The 23,848-nt window shown below is 34.9% G+C and carries 21 protein-coding genes and 1 tRNA gene; 18 read left to right on the top strand and 4 right to left on the bottom strand.

All coding sequences use genetic code 11. The annotated features are described in order from the left end of the window. The first annotated feature begins 12 nt into the window (after positions 1 to 12). Complete coding sequence (gene dnaG / locus IWX83_RS01815; protein ID WP_196827230.1) at positions 13 to 1,989, top strand: DNA primase; 1,977 nt, start codon at positions 13 to 15, stop codon at positions 1,987 to 1,989. A 147-nt stretch (positions 1,990 to 2,136) separates the two neighbouring features. On the opposite strand, the gene IWX83_RS01810 is transcribed toward dnaG, so the two are convergent. Both IWX83_RS01810 and nadE read right to left on the bottom strand, forming a co-directional pair. Next, a complete protein-coding gene (locus IWX83_RS01810; RefSeq protein WP_066079986.1) occupies positions 2,137 to 2,766 on the bottom strand; it encodes a response regulator transcription factor in 630 nt (209 codons plus the stop codon). A gap of 100 nt (positions 2,767 to 2,866) precedes the next feature. Then, entirely contained in the window at positions 2,867 to 3,667 is an 801-nt protein-coding gene (gene nadE / locus IWX83_RS01805; protein WP_073351945.1) for an NAD(+) synthase, read from the bottom strand. A 100-nt stretch (positions 3,668 to 3,767) separates the two neighbouring features. On the opposite strand from nadE, the gene gldB reads away from it, so the two are divergent. Beyond that, a complete protein-coding gene (gene gldB / locus IWX83_RS01800) occupies positions 3,768 to 4,724 on the top strand; it encodes a gliding motility lipoprotein GldB (protein ID WP_196827228.1) in 957 nt (318 codons plus the stop codon). After that, positions 4,724 to 5,062 carry a gliding motility protein GldC gene (gene gldC / locus IWX83_RS01795; protein ID WP_066079977.1) on the top strand — a complete coding sequence of 113 codons (339 nt, stop codon included), beginning with the start codon at positions 4,724 to 4,726 and terminating at the stop codon, positions 5,060 to 5,062. Before gldB ends, gldC begins: the two co-directional genes overlap by 1 nt. A 229-nt stretch (positions 5,063 to 5,291) precedes the next feature. Here the strand turns inward: gldC and yihA are convergent, their stop codons facing one another. Together yihA and IWX83_RS01785 are read right to left on the bottom strand one after the other, a co-directional pair. Then, entirely contained in the window at positions 5,292 to 5,912 is a 621-nt protein-coding gene (yihA, locus tag IWX83_RS01790) for a ribosome biogenesis GTP-binding protein YihA/YsxC (protein WP_066079974.1), read from the bottom strand. A 31-nt stretch (positions 5,913 to 5,943) separates the two neighbouring features. Next, the gene (locus IWX83_RS01785) at positions 5,944 to 6,717 is read right to left on the bottom strand and encodes an alpha/beta fold hydrolase (RefSeq protein WP_196827226.1); all 774 of its coding nucleotides are present in this window, start codon (positions 6,715 to 6,717) and stop codon (positions 5,944 to 5,946) included. A gap of 380 nt (positions 6,718 to 7,097) precedes the next feature. On the opposite strand from IWX83_RS01785, the gene mraZ reads away from it, so the two are divergent. The 15 genes from mraZ to IWX83_RS01710 all read left to right on the top strand — a co-directional run bounded on the left by mraZ (position 7,098) and on the right by IWX83_RS01710 (position 23,840). Beyond that, on the top strand, positions 7,098 to 7,571 hold the full coding sequence (gene mraZ / locus IWX83_RS01780; RefSeq protein WP_073351956.1) for a division/cell wall cluster transcriptional repressor MraZ: 474 nt from the start codon (positions 7,098 to 7,100) through the stop codon (positions 7,569 to 7,571). Next, positions 7,546 to 8,454 (top strand): 16S rRNA (cytosine(1402)-N(4))-methyltransferase RsmH, encoded by a 909-nt coding sequence (rsmH, locus tag IWX83_RS01775; RefSeq protein WP_196827224.1) that lies wholly within the window; start codon positions 7,546 to 7,548, stop codon positions 8,452 to 8,454. The genes mraZ and rsmH overlap by 26 nt, the downstream gene beginning before the upstream one ends. A 95-nt stretch (positions 8,455 to 8,549) precedes the next feature. After that, entirely contained in the window at positions 8,550 to 8,897 is a 348-nt protein-coding gene (locus IWX83_RS01770) for an FtsL-like putative cell division protein (protein WP_073351958.1), read from the top strand. Then, complete coding sequence (locus IWX83_RS01765; RefSeq protein WP_196827222.1) at positions 8,888 to 10,891, top strand: penicillin-binding protein; 2,004 nt, start codon at positions 8,888 to 8,890, stop codon at positions 10,889 to 10,891. Before IWX83_RS01770 ends, IWX83_RS01765 begins: the two co-directional genes overlap by 10 nt. Continuing rightward, on the top strand, positions 10,888 to 12,351 hold the full coding sequence (locus IWX83_RS01760) for a UDP-N-acetylmuramoyl-L-alanyl-D-glutamate--2,6-diaminopimelate ligase (protein WP_196827220.1): 1,464 nt from the start codon (positions 10,888 to 10,890) through the stop codon (positions 12,349 to 12,351). Before IWX83_RS01765 ends, IWX83_RS01760 begins: the two co-directional genes overlap by 4 nt. Before the next feature lie 96 nt (positions 12,352 to 12,447). Continuing rightward, complete coding sequence (mraY, locus tag IWX83_RS01755; protein WP_073351965.1) at positions 12,448 to 13,677, top strand: phospho-N-acetylmuramoyl-pentapeptide-transferase; 1,230 nt, start codon at positions 12,448 to 12,450, stop codon at positions 13,675 to 13,677. Between the two features lies 1 nt (position 13,678). Then, positions 13,679 to 15,010 carry a UDP-N-acetylmuramoyl-L-alanine--D-glutamate ligase gene (murD, locus tag IWX83_RS01750; protein ID WP_073351967.1) on the top strand — a complete coding sequence of 444 codons (1,332 nt, stop codon included), beginning with the start codon at positions 13,679 to 13,681 and terminating at the stop codon, positions 15,008 to 15,010. 47 nt (positions 15,011 to 15,057) lie between these two features. Further along, a complete protein-coding gene (locus IWX83_RS01745) occupies positions 15,058 to 16,347 on the top strand; it encodes an FtsW/RodA/SpoVE family cell cycle protein (RefSeq protein WP_196827218.1) in 1,290 nt (429 codons plus the stop codon). Positions 16,348 to 16,402: 55 nt separating this feature from the next. Next, positions 16,403 to 17,500, top strand: a complete 1,098-nt coding sequence (murG, locus tag IWX83_RS01740) for an undecaprenyldiphospho-muramoylpentapeptide beta-N-acetylglucosaminyltransferase (RefSeq protein WP_196827216.1) — start codon at positions 16,403 to 16,405, stop codon at positions 17,498 to 17,500. A 23-nt stretch (positions 17,501 to 17,523) separates the two neighbouring features. Then, positions 17,524 to 18,873 (top strand): UDP-N-acetylmuramate--L-alanine ligase, encoded by a 1,350-nt coding sequence (murC, locus tag IWX83_RS01735; protein ID WP_196827214.1) that lies wholly within the window; start codon positions 17,524 to 17,526, stop codon positions 18,871 to 18,873. Then, complete coding sequence (locus tag IWX83_RS01730) at positions 18,860 to 19,582, top strand: cell division protein FtsQ/DivIB (RefSeq protein ID WP_196827212.1); 723 nt, start codon at positions 18,860 to 18,862, stop codon at positions 19,580 to 19,582. Before murC ends, IWX83_RS01730 begins: the two co-directional genes overlap by 14 nt. Before the next feature lie 6 nt (positions 19,583 to 19,588). After that, positions 19,589 to 20,971: a cell division protein FtsA gene (gene ftsA, locus IWX83_RS01725; protein WP_196827210.1), complete on the top strand. Its 1,383-nt coding sequence runs from the start codon at positions 19,589 to 19,591 to the stop codon at positions 20,969 to 20,971. A gap of 54 nt (positions 20,972 to 21,025) precedes the next feature. Next, complete coding sequence (ftsZ, locus tag IWX83_RS01720) at positions 21,026 to 22,975, top strand: cell division protein FtsZ (protein WP_196827208.1); 1,950 nt, start codon at positions 21,026 to 21,028, stop codon at positions 22,973 to 22,975. 269 nt (positions 22,976 to 23,244) lie between these two features. Beyond that, positions 23,245 to 23,694, top strand: coding sequence for a GatB/YqeY domain-containing protein (locus tag IWX83_RS01715; protein WP_196827206.1), 450 nt, complete (start codon positions 23,245 to 23,247; stop codon positions 23,692 to 23,694). A 72-nt stretch (positions 23,695 to 23,766) separates the two neighbouring features. Then, positions 23,767 to 23,840: transfer RNA gene (locus tag IWX83_RS01710), tRNA-Arg, on the top strand. Positions 23,841 to 23,848: the final 8 nt, after the last annotated feature.

Genomic DNA, 23,848 nt, shown 5'->3' with positions numbered 1-23,848 from the left:
AAAATAAAAATATTGATTTCAAAAGCTACTATAGATACTGTTTTCGAAACTGCTCGAGTTGAGGAGGTTATTGGTGATTTCGTAAATTTAAAACGAGCCGGATCTAACTTCAAGGGGTTGAGTCCTTTCTCTGAAGAGCGCTCTCCATCGTTTATGGTTTCACCCGCCAAAGGAATTTGGAAGGATTTCAGCTCAGGAAAAGGAGGTAACTCTGTGGCTTTTTTGATGGAACACGAAAAGTTTACTTATCCGGAAGCGATTCGCTATTTAGCCAAAAAGTACAATATTGAAATTGAAGAAACGGAGCAAACGGATGAAGAGAAAGCCAATACTGATGTCCGAGAAAGCATGTATTTGGTCTCGGAATTTGCAAAAACCTACTTTCATAATACGCTTTTAAACTCCGAAGAAGGAAAGGCGATTGGGTATTCCTACTTTAAAGAACGAGGGTTTACCAATGAAACAATAAAGAAATTTAGTCTAGGTTATTCACCCGAAGCCTGGGATGCATTTACAAAAGAAGCGCTTGGTAAAGGCTATCAATTAGACTTTCTGGAAAGCACAGGGTTGACAATCCCTAGAGAAGACAGACCGTTTGATCGTTTCAAAGGACGCGTGATGTTTCCTATCCAAAGTATGTCAGGAAGAGTGCTGGGTTTTGGAGGACGGATTCTTACCAATGATAAAAAAGCAGCAAAATATTTAAATTCGCCTGAAAGTGATATTTACCACAAAAGTAAAGTGCTTTATGGGATTTATCAAGCCAAACAATCTATCGCTAAACTGAATAATTGTTATTTAGTAGAAGGATATACAGATGTAATTCAGTTCAATCAAGCGGGAATTGAGAATGTCGTTGCTTCTTCTGGTACAGCATTAACACCCGACCAAATCCGATTAGTAAACCGATTAACAAAAAATATCACCGTGCTTTTTGATGGCGATGCAGCAGGATTACGTGCTTCTATCCGTGGAATCGATTTGATTCTAGAAGAGGGCATGAACGTGAAAGTATGTACTTTTCCTGATGGAGAAGATCCAGATAGTTTTGCCAAGAAAACATCCTATGAGGATTTAATTTTATATTTAGAGAATAACGCCAAAGATTTTATTCAGTTCAAAGCATTTCTTTTGATGAATGAAGCTAAAAATGACCCTATCAAAAAAGCTGATTTGATTCGGGATATGGTTGTTAGTATTTCGAAAATTCCAGATAGAATCCAGAGAGAAATTTACATTCAAGAGTGTTCTAGGATAATGGATATTTCAGAACAAGTTTTGCAAAGTACTTTAGCGCAATTAGTCCAAAAAGAGGTTAATGAAGTGGACAAAAAGCAAAAACAAGTTCAAAAGGCGTTTGACTTTGTGAAAAATGAAAGTATAAATCCAGCGGATAAAGTGGATTCTCTTTATCTATTTGAACGGGAGATTATCAAAGTTCTTTTGTTATACGGAAACAAGACAGAGAATTTTGAAGAAGTATTGATGAAGGCCAATGAAGAAGGAGAAATCATAGAAGTTTCTGAGATGAAAGAATTAAAGATTTTTCAAAAAATATATTTAAGTTTACAAGAAGATGAAGTAGAGTTTACAAGTCCAATATTCAAGGAAATTTATGGTGATTTAATTAATTATTACCTTCAAAACGAAGATTCTGGTGTGGAAAAATATATAAGTCATTTGCAGGCGGGTGTTCCTCAAGAGGTAACAAGTATTATGATGGAGGATGAGAAATACGTATTGCACGACTGGATTGGTCAGAATATATTTCCAAAAACCAAAGAAGAAACACTAAATCAGAGTATTTCGGATACGTTGTTTACTCTCAGATGGTTCTTACTCAGTGAGATTATCGAAGATTTAAAAAATGCGGTGTCAAATGAACCAGATTCTGATAATATGGAATCCTTAACCATGGTAATGAATTATATCGAACTTAGAGGAAAATTTTCAAGGAAATTAGGAAGAGTCGTAGTGCGCTACCATTGAAAAACACAAAATTTCAAGTTTTCATCAAGTGGCAAGAATAAAAAAGCGCTGTGACATCAGAATCAAATTCGGATGTTACAGCGCTTTTCGTAATTCGTAATCTTTTTTTAGTTAAAAAAAAACAGGAGGAGTATCCTTTAGCTAGTGCTAAACAATCTCTAGTTTTTTTGCTTTTTCTACTAAGTCTACTAAATTGGTAACGTTTAGTTTTGTAAGCAATCGCAATTTGTACGTACTGATCGTTTTTTCGTTGAGTCCTAAAATTTCAGCAATTTCATGATTCTTTTTTCCTCCACTTAAATAACGCAATACTTCCACTTCTCGATTGGACAGCTTACGATACAAACGCTCACTCTTGCTTTGTTTAGCAATCAACGCTAAGTTTTTCTTCACGGTTTCGTTCATTATGATCTTACCTTGATAGACTTTAATGATAGAAATACCTAAAGTCTCTAACTTTTCTGATTTATGCACAAAGCCAGATACTCCAGCTTTTATGGCATTTGGCGCATAAATTTGTTCAGAAAGACCACTGAAGATAATAATTTTTGTTTTTGGAAAATTTTTCAAGACCGCTTTAACCTCAAAAATACTGGAAAGACCTTCCAGCTCCAAATCTAATACTAATACATCAATGTCTTTTGTTTGAAGGATATCCCTCACCATCAGGAAATTGCCCACGTTGGCAACTATTGAGATGTCTGCATTATCTTTAAAGTAAGATTTTACTCCAAAATGCACAACAGGGAAATTATCGGCTATACATACTTTAATCATAATTTTTAATTTTTAGAATTGTTTTTAATTGTAATTGGAGCTGTAAAATTAATAAATAAATTCTGTAATTAATTGTAAATCAATATAAAATATGATTTCTTTACTCTTTTATCACAAAACAAACCGGAATTGGTGTCATTTTATGTTGATTAATGGTGTTTAATCGTTTGTAAATTTCGAAAACAATTTTTTCTCTTCCTGAAAAGTCATCCTTATTTTTTCTAGCTTCATCCTGCGTCATTGCCCATTCTAGCTCATCATAACTAGCTCCTAATTGATCTTCATCTGTCCTGTCATCACCAAATAGGCCATCTGTTGGGGAGGCTTCTAATATGGACTCTGGTATTTTTAAAAAACGGCCTAATAAATAGACCTCGGATTTCATTAAATCGGCAATTGGACTCAAATCCACTCCGCCATCTCCATATTTTGTATAGAAACCAACTCCAAAATCTTCTACTTTATTACCGGTTCCGGCAACCAACAAGCCATGAATTCCAGCAAAGTAATATAAAGTGGTCATTCGTAATCGTGCGCGAGTATTGGCTAGTGCTAAGGATACTTTGGCTTCATTTGAATCGCCAGGAACTGCTGATTGGAAGGTGTCAAAAACACGGGTTAGGTCCGCTTCAATACTAGTAACATTAGGGAATCGTTGCTTTAACTGTTCAATATGTTCTCGTCCTCTAGTGACATGACTTACTGCTTGATGGATTGGCATTTCTACGCATAAAACCTGCAATCCTGTTTGAGCGCACAAGGTTGAGGTAACGGCTGAATCTACTCCACCTGATATGCCTATAACAAATCCATTTACCTTTGCATTCTCAGCATAACTTTTCAGCCAGTTTACAATTTGGATATTCACTTTTTCAACTTGAATTGTACTTTTTTTAGTCATAATAGTTTACGTTTTAAAAAGCAGGAATGTATATTTGCAAAATAGTTGTCTTGTGCTTTCGTTTCCCAGAATGCTTTGGGAACAAATTTAATTAATATATATGAAAAAATATCTGTTTCTTGTAGTCTTTTGCCTCTTCGTTTTGTCTTGTGACAAGAAAAGTAAAGTTGAAAGTGCTGTAACAGCCATTCCTATGGAAGTGAAGGTAGTACGTTTTGATAAAATATTTTTTGAAACACCGCCACAGAATTTAGAAAAAGTAAAAAAAGAATTTCCTTTTTTCTTTCCTTTAGGAAATGACAACAGTGTTTGGTTAAATAAAATGCAAGATCCTATTTGGAGAGAATTGTATACCGAAGTTCAAAAAAAATATGCTGATTTTGAACCCGTTAAAGAAGAATTAGAAACGCTTTTTAAACATATTAAATACTACTTTCCACAAACCAAAACCCCCAAAGTAATTACAATAATCTCTGAAATGGATTATAAAAATAAAGTTATCTATGCGGACAGTCTGGTCATTGTATCCCTTGAATTGTATTTAGGGAAGGATCATAAGTTTTATCAGTTTCCAAATTATTTAAAACAAAATTTTGAGCAAAGGCAGATTGCGCCAGATGTGGTTTCAAGTTTTGCTGGCCGTAAAATTGCGCCAATACTAGACAAAGATTTATTAAGTCAGATGATTTATCAAGGAAAGCAATTGTATTTAAAAGATTTATTATTGCCTACTTATTCAGATGCCGAAAAAATGGGATATACTCCTGAACAAATAGTTTGGTGTCAGGAAAATGAAAGTTACATGTGGCGTTATTTTATTGAAAAAGAAATGCTTTACAGCAGTGATCAAAAATTAGTCCCTAGATTTATAAATCCGGCGCCATTTTCTAAATTTTATTTAGAAATTGATAATGATTCACCAGGACAAGTTGGAGCATGGTTAGGTTGGCAGATTGTGCGATCTTATGCAAAAAATAATGAATTGCCTATTGCGGATTTGTTGAAAACAAATGCGAAAGAAATTTTTATTAAATCAAAATACAAACCCAAGAAATAATGTCAAATAAAAACACATCAGAAATTAAGTTTCTAGTCGAATTAGATGAAAATCGTGTTCCAGAAAAATTAATGTGGTCTGCAAAAGATGGAGGAGTCGAGTTAGAGGAGGCAAAAGCAATTATGTTGTCCGTTTGGGACAGCAAAGCAAAAGAAAGTATGCGGATTGATTTATGGACAAAAGATATGCCAGTCGACGAAATGAAAATTTTCTTTCACCAGACTTTAGTAGCGATGTCGGAAACATTTAAACGGGCCACAGATGATGAAAAGATGGCGGATACAATGAAAGATTTCTGCGAATATTTTGCTGAGAAATTGGACCTAAAAAAGCAGTAATGTAGTATGCTTCGGTGCTAATAGTTGGAGGAGAAATTCGACCTCGATTAGGAATTAGTTGATTTTATCTGCATTTCAATTTTTCTGCACGGTCAAAAAATAGTCGGAACAGATATCAAAAAAAACGGAGTCGAATTTTAGTAGTTATGTTAAGGGTGGTACTAAAGCAAAAATCCCAAAACTAAATTAAGTTTTGGGATTTTTTTATTTTATGAAAAGTAGCCTATTTCTAAAACTGAGCATTGTTTTTGAAGACCTCTTGATTTACTTCGTCTATATAACTCAATAATTCTTCTTTTCCGGTAGATTCTGTAGCTGAGGTTACAAAATAATGTGGCATTTCGGCCCAGTTGTTAGCAAACATTTTCTTTTTGTAAGCGGCAACATGAGAATCAATTTTCACCTTACTGATTTTATCTGCTTTGGTAAAAACAATACAAAAAGGAATTTCACTTTCCCCCATGTACGACATAAATTCGATGTCTATCGTTTGTGCTTCATGACGGATGTCTATTAACACAAAAGCACAAACTAATTGCTCTCTTGTTTCAAAATAATCCGTGATAAATTCTTGAAAAATGGATTTTGTTTTTTTAGAAACTTTAGCATAACCATAACCTGGTAAATCCACTAGAAACCAATTATTATTAATCAAAAAATGATTAATCAGTTGAGTTTTCCCAGGTCTTCCAGAAGTTTTTGCTAATTTTTTCTGATTTGTTATCATGTTGATCAAAGAGGATTTCCCAACATTTGATCGGCCTATAAAAGCATATTCCGGCAAAAAGTCTTTAGGACATTTGCTTACATCGGAGTTGCTGATAACAAATTCGGCGGTATTAATTTTCATTTTTTCAGGGTATAAAATTCTCCTTCTATGTTTAGTGTACGGCTAAATGAGTATGGGTTAACCAATTTTCTAACAAGCGATTAAATTCGTCGGGATGTTCCATCATGGCGGCATGACCGCATTTGTCAATCCAATACAAAGCCGAATTAGGTAATAATTTATGAAATTCTTCTGCAACATCTGGCGGGGTAACTTTGTCGTTTTTTCCCCAGATAATGCAAGTTTGAACATGCATTTTTGGTAAATCTTTAGCCATATTATGACGAATAGCGCTTTTGGCAATCGTCAGTGTTTTAATCAGTTTAATACGATCATTTACAGATTCATATACTTCATCAATAAGCTCTTTAGTTGCTACTTTGGGATCGTAGAACACATCCTCAGCTTTTTTCTTAATGTACTCGTAGTCTCCTCTTTTTGGATAACTGTCACCCATAGCGCTTTCGTAAAGTCCAGAACTACCGGTTATTACAAGCCCAGCTACTTTTTCAGGATACATTTTAGTGTGGTATAATGCAATGTGGCCACCCAAGGAGTTTCCTAATAGGATCACGCGTTCTAAACCTTTGAATGTGATGAAATCCTTAACGTATTTCGCAAAACTTTTGACATTTGTTTTCAAAATATTTTGCGTGTATATGGGTAAATCTGGGATGATGATTTTGTATCCTCTTGCAGAAAAATAATTGGCCACAGCGTCAAAATTACTGAGTCCGCCCATAAGTCCATGCAAGATCACAATTGGAGTTCCTTCGCCAGCTTCATAATAGCTGTATCTACCTTCTTTTTTATAGTGTTTTTCCATTTTTTGTGAAACCGGATTTTCAATTTTGACAAATATAGGATTTAATAAATAAAAATGAATTTTTACAACAATTTTTAATTGTAAAATTATCGAGATGGCTCCGCTAATTGAAACTTTTTTTTCAAATTTCACATGCTGTTTTGTTCTTTTTAAGGGGTTCTCATAGTATTTAAAAACAGGAATTCTTTGTGTTTTTAAGGTCTATTTTTTATAACATTATGTTTCTTACAAATAAGACAAAGGATGGCTAATCTTTTGACAGTCTATAAATTAAGGGTTTTTGTCCCAAAGTGGTTAAACTTATTAACAAAGTGGTATATAGTGGTAAATTGTGGTAATATTTTTTATATTTTTGCTTTATATCATTTAATACTTTTTGCTTGGATACAATTGTCGGAACATATGAATGTAAAGTCGATGCTAAAGGGAGGCTGCTCATGCCAGCGCCCTTAAAAAAGCAGTTGGCTACTTCACTTCAAAACGGATTCGTTTTGAAGCGTTCTGTTTTTCAGCCTTGTTTAGAGTTGTATCCTATGAAAGAATGGGATTTAATGATGCAAAAAATCAACAAACTCAATCGATTTGTAAAGAAAAACAATGACTTTATTCGCAGGTTTACCGCTGGTGTCAAAGTAGTTGAGATTGATGCTTTAGGGCGATTGTTAGTTCCTAAAGATTTGGTGGCTTACTCCAATATTACTAAAGAGGTAGTTTTCTCCTCTGCTGTAAATATTGTAGAAATTTGGGATAAAGATTTGTATGAAAAATCAATAAGCGGCGAAGATGTAGATTTTGCAGATTTAGCCGAAGATGTAATGGGAAATATAAATGACGACGACAATGGAATATCATAATCCGGTTTTGCTTCAAGCATCAGTAGATGGCTTAAATATCAAGCCTGACGGCATTTATGTTGATGTGACTTTTGGTGGAGGTGGACATTCAAAAGAGATTTTGAAAAGACTCGGTCCAGATGGAAAATTATTTGCTTTTGATCAGGATGAAGATGCTTTAGCCAATGCTCTCGCTGATGAAAGATTTACGTTGATTAATGAAAATTTTAGATTTATAAAACGGTTTTTACGCTTTTATGGAGTAAAAAGAGTGGATGGAATTTTGGCAGATCTAGGGGTTTCTTCCCATCAATTTGATGTTGCAGAACGCGGTTTTTCTACTCGCTTTGATGCAGACTTAGATATGAGGATGAGTCAGAAAAATGATTTGAATGCGTATAGAGTGGTCAATGAATATGACGAGGCTAATTTAAAAAGAGTGTTCTTGGATTATGGTGAATTGAAAAATGCACCCGTTTTGGCCAGAACAATTATAGAGGCTAGAGAACAAGATCCAATCAAGACAACAGATGCATTGAAGGAGGTTTTAGCACGTTTTTTACCAGAGAGAGTCCGAAATAAAATATTAGCTCAGATATATCAGGCCATTCGAATAGAAGTAAATCAGGAGATGGATGTTTTGAAAGAATTTTTAGAACAGTCATTGGAAATATTAAATCCAAATGGAAGATTAAGTGTGATCTCCTATCATTCGTTAGAAGACAGGTTGGTGAAGCGATTTATGAAAAACGGAATGTTCGAAGGAGAACCAGAGCGCGACTTTTTTGGTAATTTTTCGGTTCCGTTCAAAACAGTGGGAAAATTAATCGTTCCAAATAACGCCGAGATTAAAGAAAATAATAGAGCGAGAAGTGCAAAATTACGAATAGCTGAAAAGAGGTAGTTCTAAGCTTCGTAGGTGTAAAGTAAAATATAAACAATAAGTATACCCAATTGCAGATCTTCTCTACTTTAGAGATAGGTTGGGGTTGATAAAAAATGAAAAACGGAGTATACAGTTTACTAAAAGCAAGGTTCCTTGTCAATGAGGATGCGGTTAAAAACTGGCGTTTTATCGTTTTTATAATTCTGTTGGCTATTTTAATGATAGCAAACACCCAACGATTTGAGCAAAAAGTATTTAAGATCGCAGAATTGACAAATAAAGCCAAGGAGTTGCGCTCAGAATTTGTCGATAGGCGCTCAGAATTAATGAAATTAAAAATGGAATCGACTGTTTCAGAGAAAATGATAGAAAAAGAAATTTTCCCATCAACAGTTCCTCCAGTAAAAATAAAAGTTAAAGCAGAAAAAGCGAAAGGGTTTTTAGAAAAATTATGGCAGTAGAAGATAAACACATATCGTACAGAATTTATCTGGTAGCTTTTGGCATTTTTGTCATGGCTATTGCTATTGCTGTGAAATTAACAAATATTCAGTGGGTCGAAGGAGATTATTATAGAAAGTTAGCCAAGGAAAGAACGGTTAGAAACTTTGTGATTCCAGCTAATAAAGGAAATATTTATTCAGCTGACGGAAGTCTATTGGCTACATCAATTCCTAATTATGAAATACGTTTTGATGCTGTTACTCCCAAAGCGGAATCATTTGAAAAAAATGTTAAATCACTGTCAGATTCATTAGCGACAGTATTAGGCAAGTCGTCTAGTTTTTTTGAAAATGAACTCCGCAAAGCAAGAGCTAATAAAAACAGGTATTACTTAATTGCTCGTAATTTAAGTTATACCCAATATTTTAAAATAAAAGGTTTTCCATTGTTTAATTTGGGCGCTTATAAAGGAGGAATTGTAATTAAACAAGAAACAGTGCGAGAGCATCCCATAGGGAAAATTGCTGAGCGCACCGTAGGATATGAGAGAACTTCTAATGGGGAGTCTTATGATGGAAAAGGAATTGAGTGGGCGTTTAGAAAATATTTGAATGGTAAAGACGGTAAGATTTTAAAACAAAAAATCGCCAAAGGACAGTGGAAACCCATTCGAGATATAAATGAGGTGGACCCTCAGGATGGATACGATGTCATTTCAACAATTGACGTATATATTCAAGATATTGCTCATCATGCCTTATTAAAACAGTTGGAGTTATATCAGGCAGATCACGGATGTGTTGTGGTCATGGAAACAAAGACAGGTCATGTTAAGGCAATTTCTAATTTAGGAAGAGCTACAGATGGAACTTACTTTGAAACTACAAATTATGCTGTGGCCGAATCTCACGAACCTGGTTCTACCTACAAACTAGCGGATTTAATGGCGCTTTTAGAAGATAAAAAAGCAGATACTAGTACTGTTTATGATAGCAAAGGTGGCGTAATAGTTTATTCAGGAAAAAAAGTGCGCGATTCACATGAAGGGGGTTACGGTAAGATTTCGTTAGCAAGGGGTTTTGAACTTTCGTCCAATACGGTTATGGTGCAAGCGGTCTATGATAATTACAAGAATGAGCCTTCTAAATTTGTAAATCATCTTAATAATTTTGGATTAAATAGACCATTGGGACTTTCAATTAAAGGAGAAGGAAAGCCTTACGTTCCGCAACCCAGCGATAAAAATTGGTCTAATATTTCCCTTCCATGGATGGCTTTTGGTTACGGAGTATCGATCACGCCAATGCAAACCTTAGCTTTTTACAATGCGGTTGCTAATAATGGTGAAATGGTCAAACCTCAATTTGTTTCTGAAATCAAAGAATGGAACAGAACCATCAAAAAATATGAGAAGGAAGTTTTAAATCCAAGAATTTGTTCTCCAGCAACTATTGCAAAGCTAAAAGCAGTTTTAGCAAATGTGGTAAAAAAAGGAACGGCTTCGAAATTATATTCTAAGGATTTTTCTATGGCAGGGAAAACTGGGACAGCAGCTGTGAATTACGGAAAGGCTGGTGGAGTTGGAAAATATTATGCATCTTCTTTTGTGGGTTACTTTCCTGCTGATGAACCTAAATATTCGTGTATAGTTGTCGTGCATAAACCAAGTACAGCACTCAATAATTACTACGGTGCGGATGTGGCAGGTCCCGTTTTTAAAAGAATTGCACAAAAGATTTTTACCGATGCGCCTTCCACAAATGAGATTAAAAACTTGGACAGAAAAATTCCAAAACAAGAAAATAATTATGATGCTTACTATTCTAAATATCAAAAGAAGCAACAAATAATTCCAAATTTAAAGGGAATGTCAGGAATGGATGCAGTCGCTTTATTAGGAAATTTGGGCATGAAAGTGAAGGTTATAGGGGTTGGTAAAGTTAAAAAACAATCGCTTGAAGCGGGACAGAATTTAGTAAAAAACACAACGATATTATTGGAATTATCATGAGTATACTAAAAGACATATTGTACAAAGTAGCTATCGAAGCCGTGAAAGGTCCGACAGATATCGCCATAAACAAAATGGATTTTGATTCTAGAAAAATAGAAAATAATGACATTTTTGTAGCTATTCGCGGTTCTATTTCTGATGGGCATGATTTTATTGGAAAAGCAATTTTGCAAGGTGCCGTCGCAGTGATATGCGATACCTTTCCGGATACGATCGAAAATGGAATTACCTATGTGCAGGTTAAAGACACGAATTCTGCATTAGCTTTTATGGCTGCAAATTATTTTGGTGATCCGTCGCAAAATTTAAAATTGGTGGGAATAACAGGAACAAATGGTAAAACTACGATTGCCTCTTTGTTGTATCAATTGTTTAAAAAAGCGGGTTATAAAGTTGGTTTACTGTCAACTGTAAAAATAATGGTAGATGATGTTGAGTATAAAGCAACTCATACCACCCCAGATTCTATTACGATAAATTATTATCTGGCAGCAATGGTTGAGAATGATGTTGACTATTGTTTTATGGAAGTAAGCTCTCATGGGATTCATCAAAAAAGAACAGAAGCACTCCATTTTGTGGGTGGGATATTCACTAATTTATCACACGATCATTTAGATTATCATCCTACGTTTGCAGAATATAGAGATGTGAAAAAATCATTTTTCGATCATTTGCCTAAAACTGCTTTTATATTGTCTAACATAGACGATAAAAATGGGCAGGTAATGTTGCAAAATACTGCCGCTAAAAAGTGCACTTATGCTTTAAAAACTTACGCTGATTATAAAGCACAAATACTGGAAAACCAATTATCGGGGTTGCTGCTTAAAATAAATGGAAACGAAGTATGGGTTAAGTTGATAGGAACCTTTAATGCTTATAACCTGCTGGCTATATACGGTACTGCCGTTGAGCTTGGAATGGAAAGTTTAGAAGTACTCCGATTGTTATCTGATTTAGAAAGTGTTTCAGGTCGTTTCCAGTTTATCGTTTCTTCAACTAACATCACGGCAATTGTGGATTATGCCCATACTCCAGATGCTTTAGATAATGTGCTAAAAACTATCAATGCTATTCGTACAAAAAACGAACAACTGATTACAGTTGTAGGTTGTGGAGGAAATAGGGATAAGACCAAGCGCCCTATTATGGCTGGAATTGCATCGGAGCTCAGTGATAAAGCAATTTTCACTTCGGACAATCCTAGAAATGAAGAGCCAGATGCTATTATTGCTGAAATGGAACAAGGTGTAGCGCCTCAAAATTATAAAAAAACATTAAGCATAAGCGATAGAAAGCAAGCTATAAAGACAGCTTGCCAATTGGCGCAGCCGAATGATATTATTTTGATAGCCGGAAAAGGACATGAAACCTATCAGGAGATCAAAGGGATTCGGCAACATTTTGATGATATGGAAACAGTAAAAGAAGTTTTAGAACAATTAGGGAAATGATAGTTTAATCGGTTGCTATTATTTGTTTTGCGAATAGCCATCAGATTGGAAAGTAACGAACAACACAGCAACGATTAACCAAATAAACAACGATATATGCTATACTATTTATTTGAATATTTAGATAAAACATTGGATGTTCCAGGAACAGGGGTTTTTCAGTACATCACGTTTAGATCGGCATTAGCATTTATGCTATCGTTATTACTGTCCACAATTTATGGAAAAAGAATCATTCGATTTTTGCAAGCACAACAAGTAGGGGAGACTGTTCGAGAGTTAGGGTTGGCAGGCCAAAATGAAAAAGCGGGAACACCCACGATGGGAGGGTTAATCATAATTTTTGCCACTTTAGTGCCAGTTTTACTGTTTGCAAAACTGCATAATATTTACATCGTATTGTTGATAGTGACCACGTTATGGATGGGAACGATTGGATTTATTGATGATTATATTAAAATTTTCAAGAAAGATAAAGCAGGTTTAAAAGGGATATTTAAAGTTTTTGGACAAGTTGGTTTGGGTTTGATAGTAGGAATCGTTCTATATTTTCATGCTGGTGTAACTGTAAGAACGGATACAGGTAAAGTAGACGTTTTTAAAACGTCGACGCAAACCGTTATTATGCCTGCGCCCATCGAAGAAAAATCTACGGCAACGACAATTCCCTTCTTTAAAAACAATGAGTTTGATTATGCCGAATTGCTGGCTTGGACAGGGGACGGATATGAAAAATGGGCTTGGTTAATTTTTATCCCGGTAGTAATTTTTATTATAACGGCAGTTTCAAACGGTGCTAATCTAACAGATGGAATTGATGGTCTTGCTGCGGGAACTTCGGCTATTTCGGTACTCGCATTGGGAATATTCACATTCGTCTCAGGTAATATTATTTTCTCTAATTATCTGAACATTATGTATATCCCTAATTCTGGTGAAATGACGGTTTTCATAGCCGCATTTGTAGGATCATTGATCGGATTTCTTTGGTATAATTCCTATCCAGCATCCGTTTTTATGGGTGATACCGGTAGTTTGACAATTGGCGGAATTATAGCAGTTCTTGCAATTGCAGTTCGAAAAGAAATGCTCATCCCTTTATTGTGTGGAATTTTTCTTGTCGAAAATTTATCTGTTGTTCTTCAAGTAAGTTATTTCAAGTATACGAAGAAACGCTTTGGCGAAGGCCGAAGAATATTTTTAATGTCTCCTTTACATCATCATTACCAGAAAAAAGGGTATCACGAAAGTAAAATTGTAACCCGTTTTTGGATTGTTGCTATCATGCTGGCCATATTGTCAATTGTCACTTTAAAATTAAGATAGTATGCGGCTAGTAATCTTAGGTGGTGGAGAAAGTGGTGTTGGTACTGCTATTCTAGGTAAGAAAAAAGGGTACGAAGTTTTCGTATCTGATTTTGGAAAAATAAAAGGAAATTACAAAGAGATTTTATTGATAAATGGAATTTCTTGGGAAGAAGAAAAGCATACGGAGGAGTTGATCTTGAATGCTGCTGTGGTGATGAAAAGTCCAGGAATTCCGGATAAATCTCCAATAGTAAAAAAGCTGAAGGAACGAGGAATTCCAGTGATTTCAGAGATTGAGTTTGCAGCTCCTTTTACGAAGGCAACAATTATAGGTATAACCGGAAGCAACGGAAAAACGACTACAACAATGCTGACACATCATTTGTTGAAATCAGCTGGATTGAATGTAGGATTGGGCGGCAATATAGGAAAAAGTTTTGCTTGGCAGATTGCTGATAATAAATACGATTCCTATGTGCTGGAGTTGAGTAGTTTTCAACTGGATGGAATTATTGATTTCAAACCCCATATTGCTATTATTACGAATATAAGCCCAGATCATTTAGATCGGTACGAATACAAATATGAAAATTACATTGATTCAAAATTCAGAATAACAATGAATCAAACAGAAGATGATTATCTCATCTATGATGCAGATGATGAAGCCATATGCAATTGGTTCAAAACGCACACAACAAAAGCAAAATTAATCCCTTTTTCATTGACTAAAATTTTCAGCGAAGGAGCCTATATAAAAAACAATAAAATGGAAATTAAGATCAGTCAGGAAGAGTTTACAATGGACACAGAACACATTGCTTTAGAAGGAAAACATAATATGAAAAATGCAATGGCAGCAACCTCTGTGGCTAAATTAATGCAAATAAGAAAGGCTACAATTAGAGAAAGTCTTTCTAATTTTCAAGGAGTAGAACACCGTCTGGAAAAGGTTTTAAAAATTCAAAATGTTCAATATATTAATGATTCTAAAGCAACCAATGTTAACGCAACCTTTTTTGCTTTAGACAGTATGAATACACCAACGGTTTGGATTGTGGGTGGTGTCGATAAAGGGAATGATTATAACGAATTAATGTCCTTAGTTCGTGAGAAAGTAAAAGCAATTATTTGCCTTGGTGTAGATAATAAAAAGATTATTGATGTTTTTGGGAATGTGGTTGACATGATGATTGAGGTGGATAACATGAATGATGCAGTTCGAATGGCACAACGATTAACTGAAAAAGGGGACTCTGTATTATTGTCTCCGGCCTGCGCTAGTTTTGATTTGTTTGAAAATTATGAAGACAGAGGGAATCAATTTAAACAAGCAGTTAAAAATTTATAGAAAAGTTTTATCGTATGAACGAAAGTAAACTTTAAAAAGAAAATGATATGAAACAATTAATAGGCAATCTAAAGGGAGATAAAGGGATTTGGTCATTTGTGGCCTTATTGGCCTTGTTTTCGTTTATGCCTGTTTTTAGTGCAAGTAGTAACTTGGCCTATTTAGGGCATGGAACAGGAAATACTTTAGGGTATTTAGTAAAACATTCGGGTCATATTTTTTTTGGTTTTTTAATCATTTTTTGGGTTCACAAAATTCCGTATCAATATTTTAGATCTATTTCTAAATGGCTGTTGCCCGTTGTTTGGGTAGTATTAGCCATAACAATGATAAAAGGTACAGTGATAGGTGGAGCCAATGCAAGTAGATGGCTTCAGATACCATTTGTAGGTATTTCATTTCAACCTTCGGCTTTTGCGGCCTTAGTTTTGTTTGTATTTGTTGCGCGTTATTTGTCTAAAACAAGAGAGAAACCAATTGATTTTGTAGAATCATTGAAAGAGCTGTGGCTCCCCGTTTTTATTACCTTGATTTTTATTCTTCCTTCGAATTTTTCGACTACGGCATTAATTTTTTCGATGATATTAATGTTGGCATTCATAGGAAAGTATCCTATGAAATATATCGCAGTAATAGTAGGATCAGGCATTGTATTTCTAACCTTCTTTGTTTTGATTTCTAAAGCTTTTCCCGATGCTAAATTTTTTAGCAGAGTAAGAACTTGGGAAAGTCGTATTGAAAATTTTAGTACCGATAAACCAGATGAAGATGATTATCAAATAGAAAAGGCAAAAATTGCTATTGCCTCAGGTAAGATTTATGGACTAGGACCTGGTAAAAGTGTTCAGAAAAATTTCTTACCTCAATCTTCATCTGATTTTATTTATGCCATTATTGTTGAAGAATACGGATTAATAGGTGGATTAGGCGTTTTATCGCTCTATTTGTTATTGCTTTTCCGATTTGTAGTTGCTTCGCATAAAGCCACCACACTCTTTGGAAAATTGGTGGTTATAGGTCTTGGTTTTCCAATGATTTTTCAGGCCATGATTAATATGGCCGTAGCTGTAGAATTATTACCTGTTACGGGACAAACACTGCCGTTGATTAGTAGTGGAGGAACTTCTATTTGGATGACCTGTATTGCTTTAGGAATCATTATTGGTGTAACTAAGAAAGAAGAAGAAATTGCTCAAGAATTAAAAGATACTGCAAAAAGGGAGGAAGCGCTACAAAAATTAATCGATAGAGAGTTAGAAGAAGAGTACGTTTTAGAGGAAGCGTATTCAATCGAAGACAAGGCAAAAAATCCAATGCAAGCAGTTTTAAACAAGTAAGCCATTTTATACCCTTAAATTTTTAAAATAATAGCAACTCAGTAACTTTAAAAAAATGAAACAATACAAATTCATATTAAGTGGTGGCGGAACTGGAGGACATATCTATCCGGCAATTGCTATTGCAAATGAATTGAAGTCTCGTTTTCCTAATGCCGAATTTCTATTTGTTGGTGCCAAAGATAAAATGGAGATGCAAAAAGTGCCTCAGGCAGGTTACAAGATAATCGGACTATGGATTGCAGGATTACAACGAAGACTAACATTTGACAATACTCTTTTTCCAATAAAACTAATTAGCAGCTTGCTAAAGTCGCGCACTATAATCAAGCAGTTTGAGCCAGATGTAGTTATTGGTACTGGAGGTTTTGCCAGTGGTCCACTTTTACAAATAGCGGCAATTGCAGGTATTCCAACTGTGATTCAGGAACAAAATTCCTATCCTGGAATTACCAATAAGTTATTGAGCAAAAAGGCAAAAAAGATTTGTGTTGCTTATGAAAACTTAGAACGCTTTTTTCCAAAAGAAAAAATGATTTTAACTGGAAATCCAGTGCGTCAGGATTTAATTGATATTGATTCCAAAAGAGAAATAGCGTTACAGCATTTTGATTTAGACCCTAAGAAAAAAACACTTTTAGTTTTAGGAGGTAGTTTAGGAGCCAGAAGAATAAATGAGTTAATTGCTAAAGAAATTTTGTTGTTTGCAGCTCATAATGTACAAGTGATTTGGCAATGTGGTAAGTTGTATTTTGATGACTATAAACGTTTGGAAGAGAATGATAATATTCAGATTCATTCTTTTATTGATAAAATGGATCTGGTTTATGCAGCGGCAGATATCGTGGTTTCTCGCGCAGGAGCTTCTTCCGTATCGGAATTATGCATTGTTGGTAAACCCGTCATTTTTATTCCTTCTCCTAATGTAGCTGAAGATCACCAAACTAAAAATGCGCAAGCGATAGTTGATAAAAATGGAGCTATTTTATTGAAAGAAGTAGAGCTAGATTCTCAATTCGGTACTGTATTTGAGTCTTTGATTAAAGATGAGGCAAAACAAAAAATGCTAAGTGATAACATAAAACAATTGGCAATGCCAGAAGCAACAATACGAATTGTTGATGAAATTGTTAAGCTGATAGATAGAAAATAATAGAGATAAAGAAAGAAACGAAAATGAACTTGAATCAAATACATAACGTCTATTTTATTGGAATTGGTGGAATCGGGATGAGCAATTTAGCTCGTTATTTCAAAAATTTGGGAAAACAGGTTTGCGGATATGATAAAACGCCTTCTGTTCTCACAAATGAATTGATGGAAAGTGGAATTGCAATTCACTTTGAAGATAGTATTGATTTGATCCCTAAAGATTTTTTTATCGAGAATACGCTAGTAATTATTACACCGGCAGTACCAGTTACGCACTCGGAATGGAATTACTTCGTGGAAAGAGAGTATGAAATAAAAAAGAGAGCCGAAGTTTTAGGATTAATTACTAAGGATACGTTTTGTTTTGCAGTTGCAGGTACCCATGGAAAAACAACGACATCGGGGATTTTAGGACATATATTATACCAAAGTGGCGCTGACGTCACTGCTTTTATAGGTGGAATAGTTGAGAATTATAATTCAAATTTAATAGGAAGTGGTACAACAGTAACGGTAGTTGAAGCAGATGAATTTGATCGTTCCTTTCTGCATTTGCATCCCAATATTGCTTGCATTACATCCATTGATGCTGATCATCTTGATATTTACGGGACAAGTGAAGCTATTGAGGCGTCTTTTATGGAATTTGCAGCTAAAATAGAGGATAAAAATAATCTTTTCATCACAAAAGAATTACCATTAGAAGGGTTAACGTGTGCGGTAAATGAAGATGCTATTTATAAAGCGTTTAACATAAGAATAGGAGACGGAAGCTATGTTTTCGATGTACAAACACCTACTGAAATAATTAAAGATTTACATTTTGGATTGCCAGGACGTCATAACTTAATGAATGCGGTAATGGCTATTGCAATGGCAAATTTATTCGGCACCCCAACCGATGCCATTGCAAATGCCATTGCATCATTTAAGGGGATAAAAAGAAGGTTTTCGTACCAAATTAAAACAGTAGCTAAAGTTTATATTGATGATTATGCACATCATCCAACAGAAATAAATGCGGTGCATCAAGCTGTACGGGAATTGTATCCCAATCAGAAAGTGCTAGCGATTTTTCAGCCTCATTTGTACAGCAGAACAAGAGATTTTGCTGATGAATTTGCCAAAAGTTTGTCCCACTTTGATGAAGTTCTTTTGTTAGATATTTATCCGGCTCGGGAACTGCCTATACAAGGTGTAACTTCGCAATGGATCATGGATAAGATGCTGCTTAATAATAAGAAATTAGTTGCCAAAAATGATTTGATTACCGCGATATTGGCAAGTGATGCAACGGTAGTTGTCACTATTGGAGCAGGAGATATTGGAGAATTAGTACCATTAATTAAAAAAGCAATCAATGAAACTCTTTAATTGGACCAATATTCGATTGATACTGATGTTTGCATTAGTAGTTTTTCTGTTTTCTTTTACGTCAAAACGAAATGAAAATAGGGAATTGACCAAATCTGAAGTTATTTTTGTTGGAGATAATGACCCCTTTGTTAAACAAGAAACGGTTAATAAATTGTTAATAGAAAATAATAGAGAGGCATCCAGCATTCAAAAAGTTAATTTAGATTTGAATACGCTGGAGACAAATCTCAATGCACAAGAAATGATTGAAAAATCAGATGTCTATGTGAGTATTGATGGTGTGTTAAAAGCAGTGGTGAAACAAAAAACTCCTATTGCTAGAGTTTTTGATAATGGAGGTTCTTTTTATATTGATTACGAAGGGAATAGAATGCCATTGTCAGCTAATTTTACAGCCCGAGTTCCACTTGTTTCAGGAGGAATAAATAAAAATAATAACGAAGATTTAGCCCACTTATTTCGCACAATTTATGATGATGAATTTTTGAAAAAAAACATTATCGGAATTGAAATTATGCCAAATGGTAGCTTAAAAATGCACAACAGAAATTTTGATTATCAAATTGATTTTGGTAAATTGATTAATGTGGAGCGTAAATTTAAAAATTACAAAGCTTTTTTTCAAAAAGCAGTTTTAGATAGTTCGTTGTATAAATATAAAAAAATTGACCTCCGGTTTACGGAACAAGTAGTTTGCACTAAATAATAGATAATGGAAAAAGAGAATATTGCAGTAGGTCTAGATATTGGGACAACTAAAATAGTTGCCATGATAGGCAAAAAGAATGAATATGGTAAACTAGAAATTTTAGGTGTTGGAAAATCTAAAAGTTTGGGTGTGGCACGAGGTGTTGTAAATAACATTACGCAAACCATACAATCCATACAGCAAGCTATTCAAGAAGCGGAGAATAACTCAGGTTATAAAATAAAAGATGTGGTTGTTGGTATCGCAGGACAACACATACGCAGTATACAACACACAGATTATATTAGCAGAAACAATCCTGAAGAAGTGATTGGTGGGAATGATATTCAACTATTGATTGATCAAGTCAACAAATTGGCCATGTTGCCTGGTGAAGAAATAATACATGTTTTGCCACAAGAATTCAAAATTGATGGACAATCTGAAATCAAAGAACCTATAGGAATGTACGGTGGAAGATTAGAATCTAGTTTTCATGTAGTAGTGGGTCAGGCATCGTCTATTCGCAATGTTGGTAGGTGTATACAAAGTTCAGGAATTGAACTTTCAGGTTTGACATTAGAGCCATTAGCTTCTGCCGATGCAGTTTTAAGTCAGGAAGAAAAAGAAGCTGGAGTTGCATTAATTGACATAGGTGGTGGTACTACCGATTTAGCTATTTTTAAAGATGGTATTATTCGGCATACAGCAGTAATTCCGTTTGGAGGAAATGTAATTTCAGACGATATAAAAGAAGGATGTTCTATAATTGAAAAGCAAGCTGAATTATTAAAAGTTAAATTTGGTTCTGCTTGGCCAGGAGAAAATAGAGATAATGAAATTGTTTCTATTCCAGGTCTAAGAGGTAGAGAGCCAAAAGAAATATCGCTAAAGAATCTATCCAAAATAATTCATGCTCGAGTTGTGGAGATTGTGGATCAGGTGTTTACAGAAGTTAAAGCTTACGGTCATGAAGATCCTCGAAAGAAACTGATCGCAGGTATTGTATTAACAGGTGGTGGTGCTCAATTGAAACATATTAAGCAACTAGTAGAATATATTACTGGAATGGATACAAGAATAGGGTATCCTAACGAACATTTAGCTGGAAATTCAGATGAGGAAATCTCAAGTCCGTTGTATGCAACGGCAGTGGGTTTAGTAATGAAAAGCATTGAAAATAAAACGCAAAGCGCGGTACGTTTGGATGCAGTAGAGCAACCCAAAGCGCCCACGTACAGGCCTACAGTTGTTCAAACTCCAGTACAAGAGGTTTATGAAAATGTAGAAGAGGAAATAGATCATAATGCGCATGAAAAACAAAATTCTACCGTTAACAGAATTCAGAAAAATTTCTTTGATCGATATGTAGATAAGATCAAGGACTTTTTAGATAATGCAGAATAAAGGCACGGCCTGAAAAATATAAGAATTAATAATAAATATCAAAAACCCAAAATTATGCCAAGCAACACAGAATTTGGAAGTATTTCATTTGATTTACCTAAAAACCAATCAAATGTAATAAAAGTTATAGGGGTCGGTGGTGGCGGAAGTAACGCTATAAATCACATGTTTAAACAAGGGATCAAAGGCGTTGATTTTATCGTATGTAATACGGATTCTCAAGCTTTGCAGAGTAGTTCTGTGCCAAATAAAATTCAGTTAGGAGTTCATCTAACGGAGGGACTTGGTGCTGGGGCAAACCCTGACGTTGGACAGCAGTCCGCAATTGAAAGTATTTCTGAGATTGAGAAAATGCTAGATCGCAATACTAAGATGGTGTTCATTACAGCCGGAATGGGCGGTGGAACTGGAACTGGTGCAGCACCTGTCATAGCACAACTGGCAAAAGAAAGAGATATTCTTACGGTTGGGATTGTCACATTGCCTTTCTTATTTGAAGGTAAAGTGCGTCAGGAACAAGCGTTAATTGGTATAGAGAAATTGCGTAAGCAAGTCGATTCTTTAATTGTTATCAATAATAATAAATTAAGAGAAGTATATGGAAATCTTGGTTTTAAAGCAGGATTCTCAAAGGCTGATGAAGTTTTGGCCACAGCCTCAAGAGGGATCGCTGAAGTAATTACGCATCACTATACGCAGAATATCGATTTAAGAGATGCTAAAACGGTATTGTTCAATAGTGGAACAGCTATTATGGGGTCTTCTGTTTCTTCAGGCGAAAATAGAGCTAAGGAAGCAATTATTGCAGCTTTGGATTCTCCTTTGTTAAATGATAATAAAATTACTGGTGCCAAAAACGTATTGTTGCTTATCGTTTCTGGAACTAATGAAATTACAATTGACGAAATTGGAGAAATTAATGATCATATTCAAGTTGAAGCAGGTCATAATGCTAATATTATTATGGGAGTTGGTGAAGATGAATCTCTTGGAGATGCCATCGCAGTAACTATTATTGCTACAGGATTTGACATTGAACAACAAAATGAAATCGTAAATACAGAGCCGAAAAAAATTATTCACACCTTAGAGGATGAACAAAGAAGTGTGCATAATCTAAGTAGTAAAACAGTGACAGCATTCGATTTGAATACAGAATCACCAGTGTCAAACTCTAGCGAAAGAATTGTTTTCGATCTAGTGGAAGATATTGTTGCTACTGAGCCTGCAATCGTTCCTCAACCAGCGATTGCACCAACTACAATTAATAAGGAAGAGTTGATGGTTATGTCTGAATTTATTAAAAATTTAGATGTAACCTTCGAAATAGTTTCTCCTATTACTGATATTGATTTTACAATCACATCTCCTGTAGCTGAAGTAAAAGCAGTGCAGCCAAAGGTTATCGAGAGACAAGAACAAACTACTTTCTCTTTTGATTTACCGCTTTTTAAAACAGAACCAGCAGATCAAGTACGGGAAAATAAAGTATTGTATGAGTTAACGAATGAAACTCGTGATATCAAAGTAAATGAGGCTGTTCAATTTGTTCCTGTGACAGAATTAAGTGATAACGGAATCATCAAGTACTCTCTAGAAGAATATATGGATCAAGAGCCTGATTTCATGGCTAAACCAGTCGCAAAAATACCAGAAGTTGTTATTCCGGCTGAGTTAAATATTACCATGAAACAAGTGGAAAGATCGGTACAGGCGCCAGAAGATTTTGATACAATCTCTCCTATGGAAATGACTATCGAAGAGTCGTTGAGAATGAGAGCTGATGAAAGAAGAAAAAAGCTAAAGGAATTCAATTACAAGTTTCACAACAATGTTTCTAAAATTGATGAATACGAAAAAGAGCCAGCATACAAAAGATTAGGAATAGATATTTCAAACAATCAGGCGAATAATACAAATTCAAGGATTTCTGTAGGAACAGATAGCAACAACGATTTGCAGTTACGTTCAAACAATTCCTATTTGCATGACAATGTAGATTAAGGAAATCAAGTCAAAAGGAGATAACCCGAAAAATAAATTTTCGGGTTATTTTTTTTATGCAACGTGAACATAGTAATCTGTTGTGAATTCCAGTAAATTTCTTTAAATTTGCACTTTCTTAATCCGGTATTCGTTTCTGTTTTATATCTAAAAGAAACTTTTTTACTGAAAGACTTTTTAGTATCGCTGGTTTAAAAAATTGTTATCAAAAATACTATTTCAACAATCGATTAACTAATGATCGATTAATCAAATTAATAATAAAGAATATGAGTTTATCAATACAAATCATGGACGAAATCAAAACCGCCATGAGAGCCAAAGATACGGTAGCTTTAGAAGCTCTAAGAGCTATTAAATCTGAAATTTTATTGGCGCAGACAGCAACAGGTTCAAAAGAAGAAATTACTGCCGATGACGAAATAAAATTATTGCAAAAGTTAGTAAAAACTCGAAAAGACAGTGCTAAGATCTTTACAGAACAAAATCGTATGGATTTGGCAGAACCAGAATTAGCTCAAATTGCGGTAATAGAAAAGTTTTTACCAGCTCAATTAAGCGAATCGGAAGTAGAAGCAGTAATTGCAAAAATTATTAGCGAAACAGGTGCTTCAGGAATAGCTTCAATGGGCAAGGTGATGGGGTTAGCAGCAGCGCAATTAGGTGGAACTGCTGAGGGAAAAACCATTTCTACGATTGTTAAAAAGTTATTGACGTAATAATCAAGAATTCTTGTTAATTGATTTTTATTGTAAATATAAGATCGTTAATGATTATTCTCGAATCAACTTGACTGCGTAGTTCAACTGGATAGAATATCAGATTTCGACTCTGAGGGTTGCAGGTTCGAACCCTGCCGTGGTCACATAAAAA

It is taken from the genome of Flavobacterium sp. CG_9.1 (assembly GCF_015751645.1).
GTDB classification, from domain to species: Bacteria; Bacteroidota; Bacteroidia; order Flavobacteriales; family Flavobacteriaceae; genus Flavobacterium; species Flavobacterium xanthum.
The sequence above is the reverse complement of the archived record's forward strand: the minus strand, read 5'-3'. Positions and strand labels throughout refer to the sequence as shown.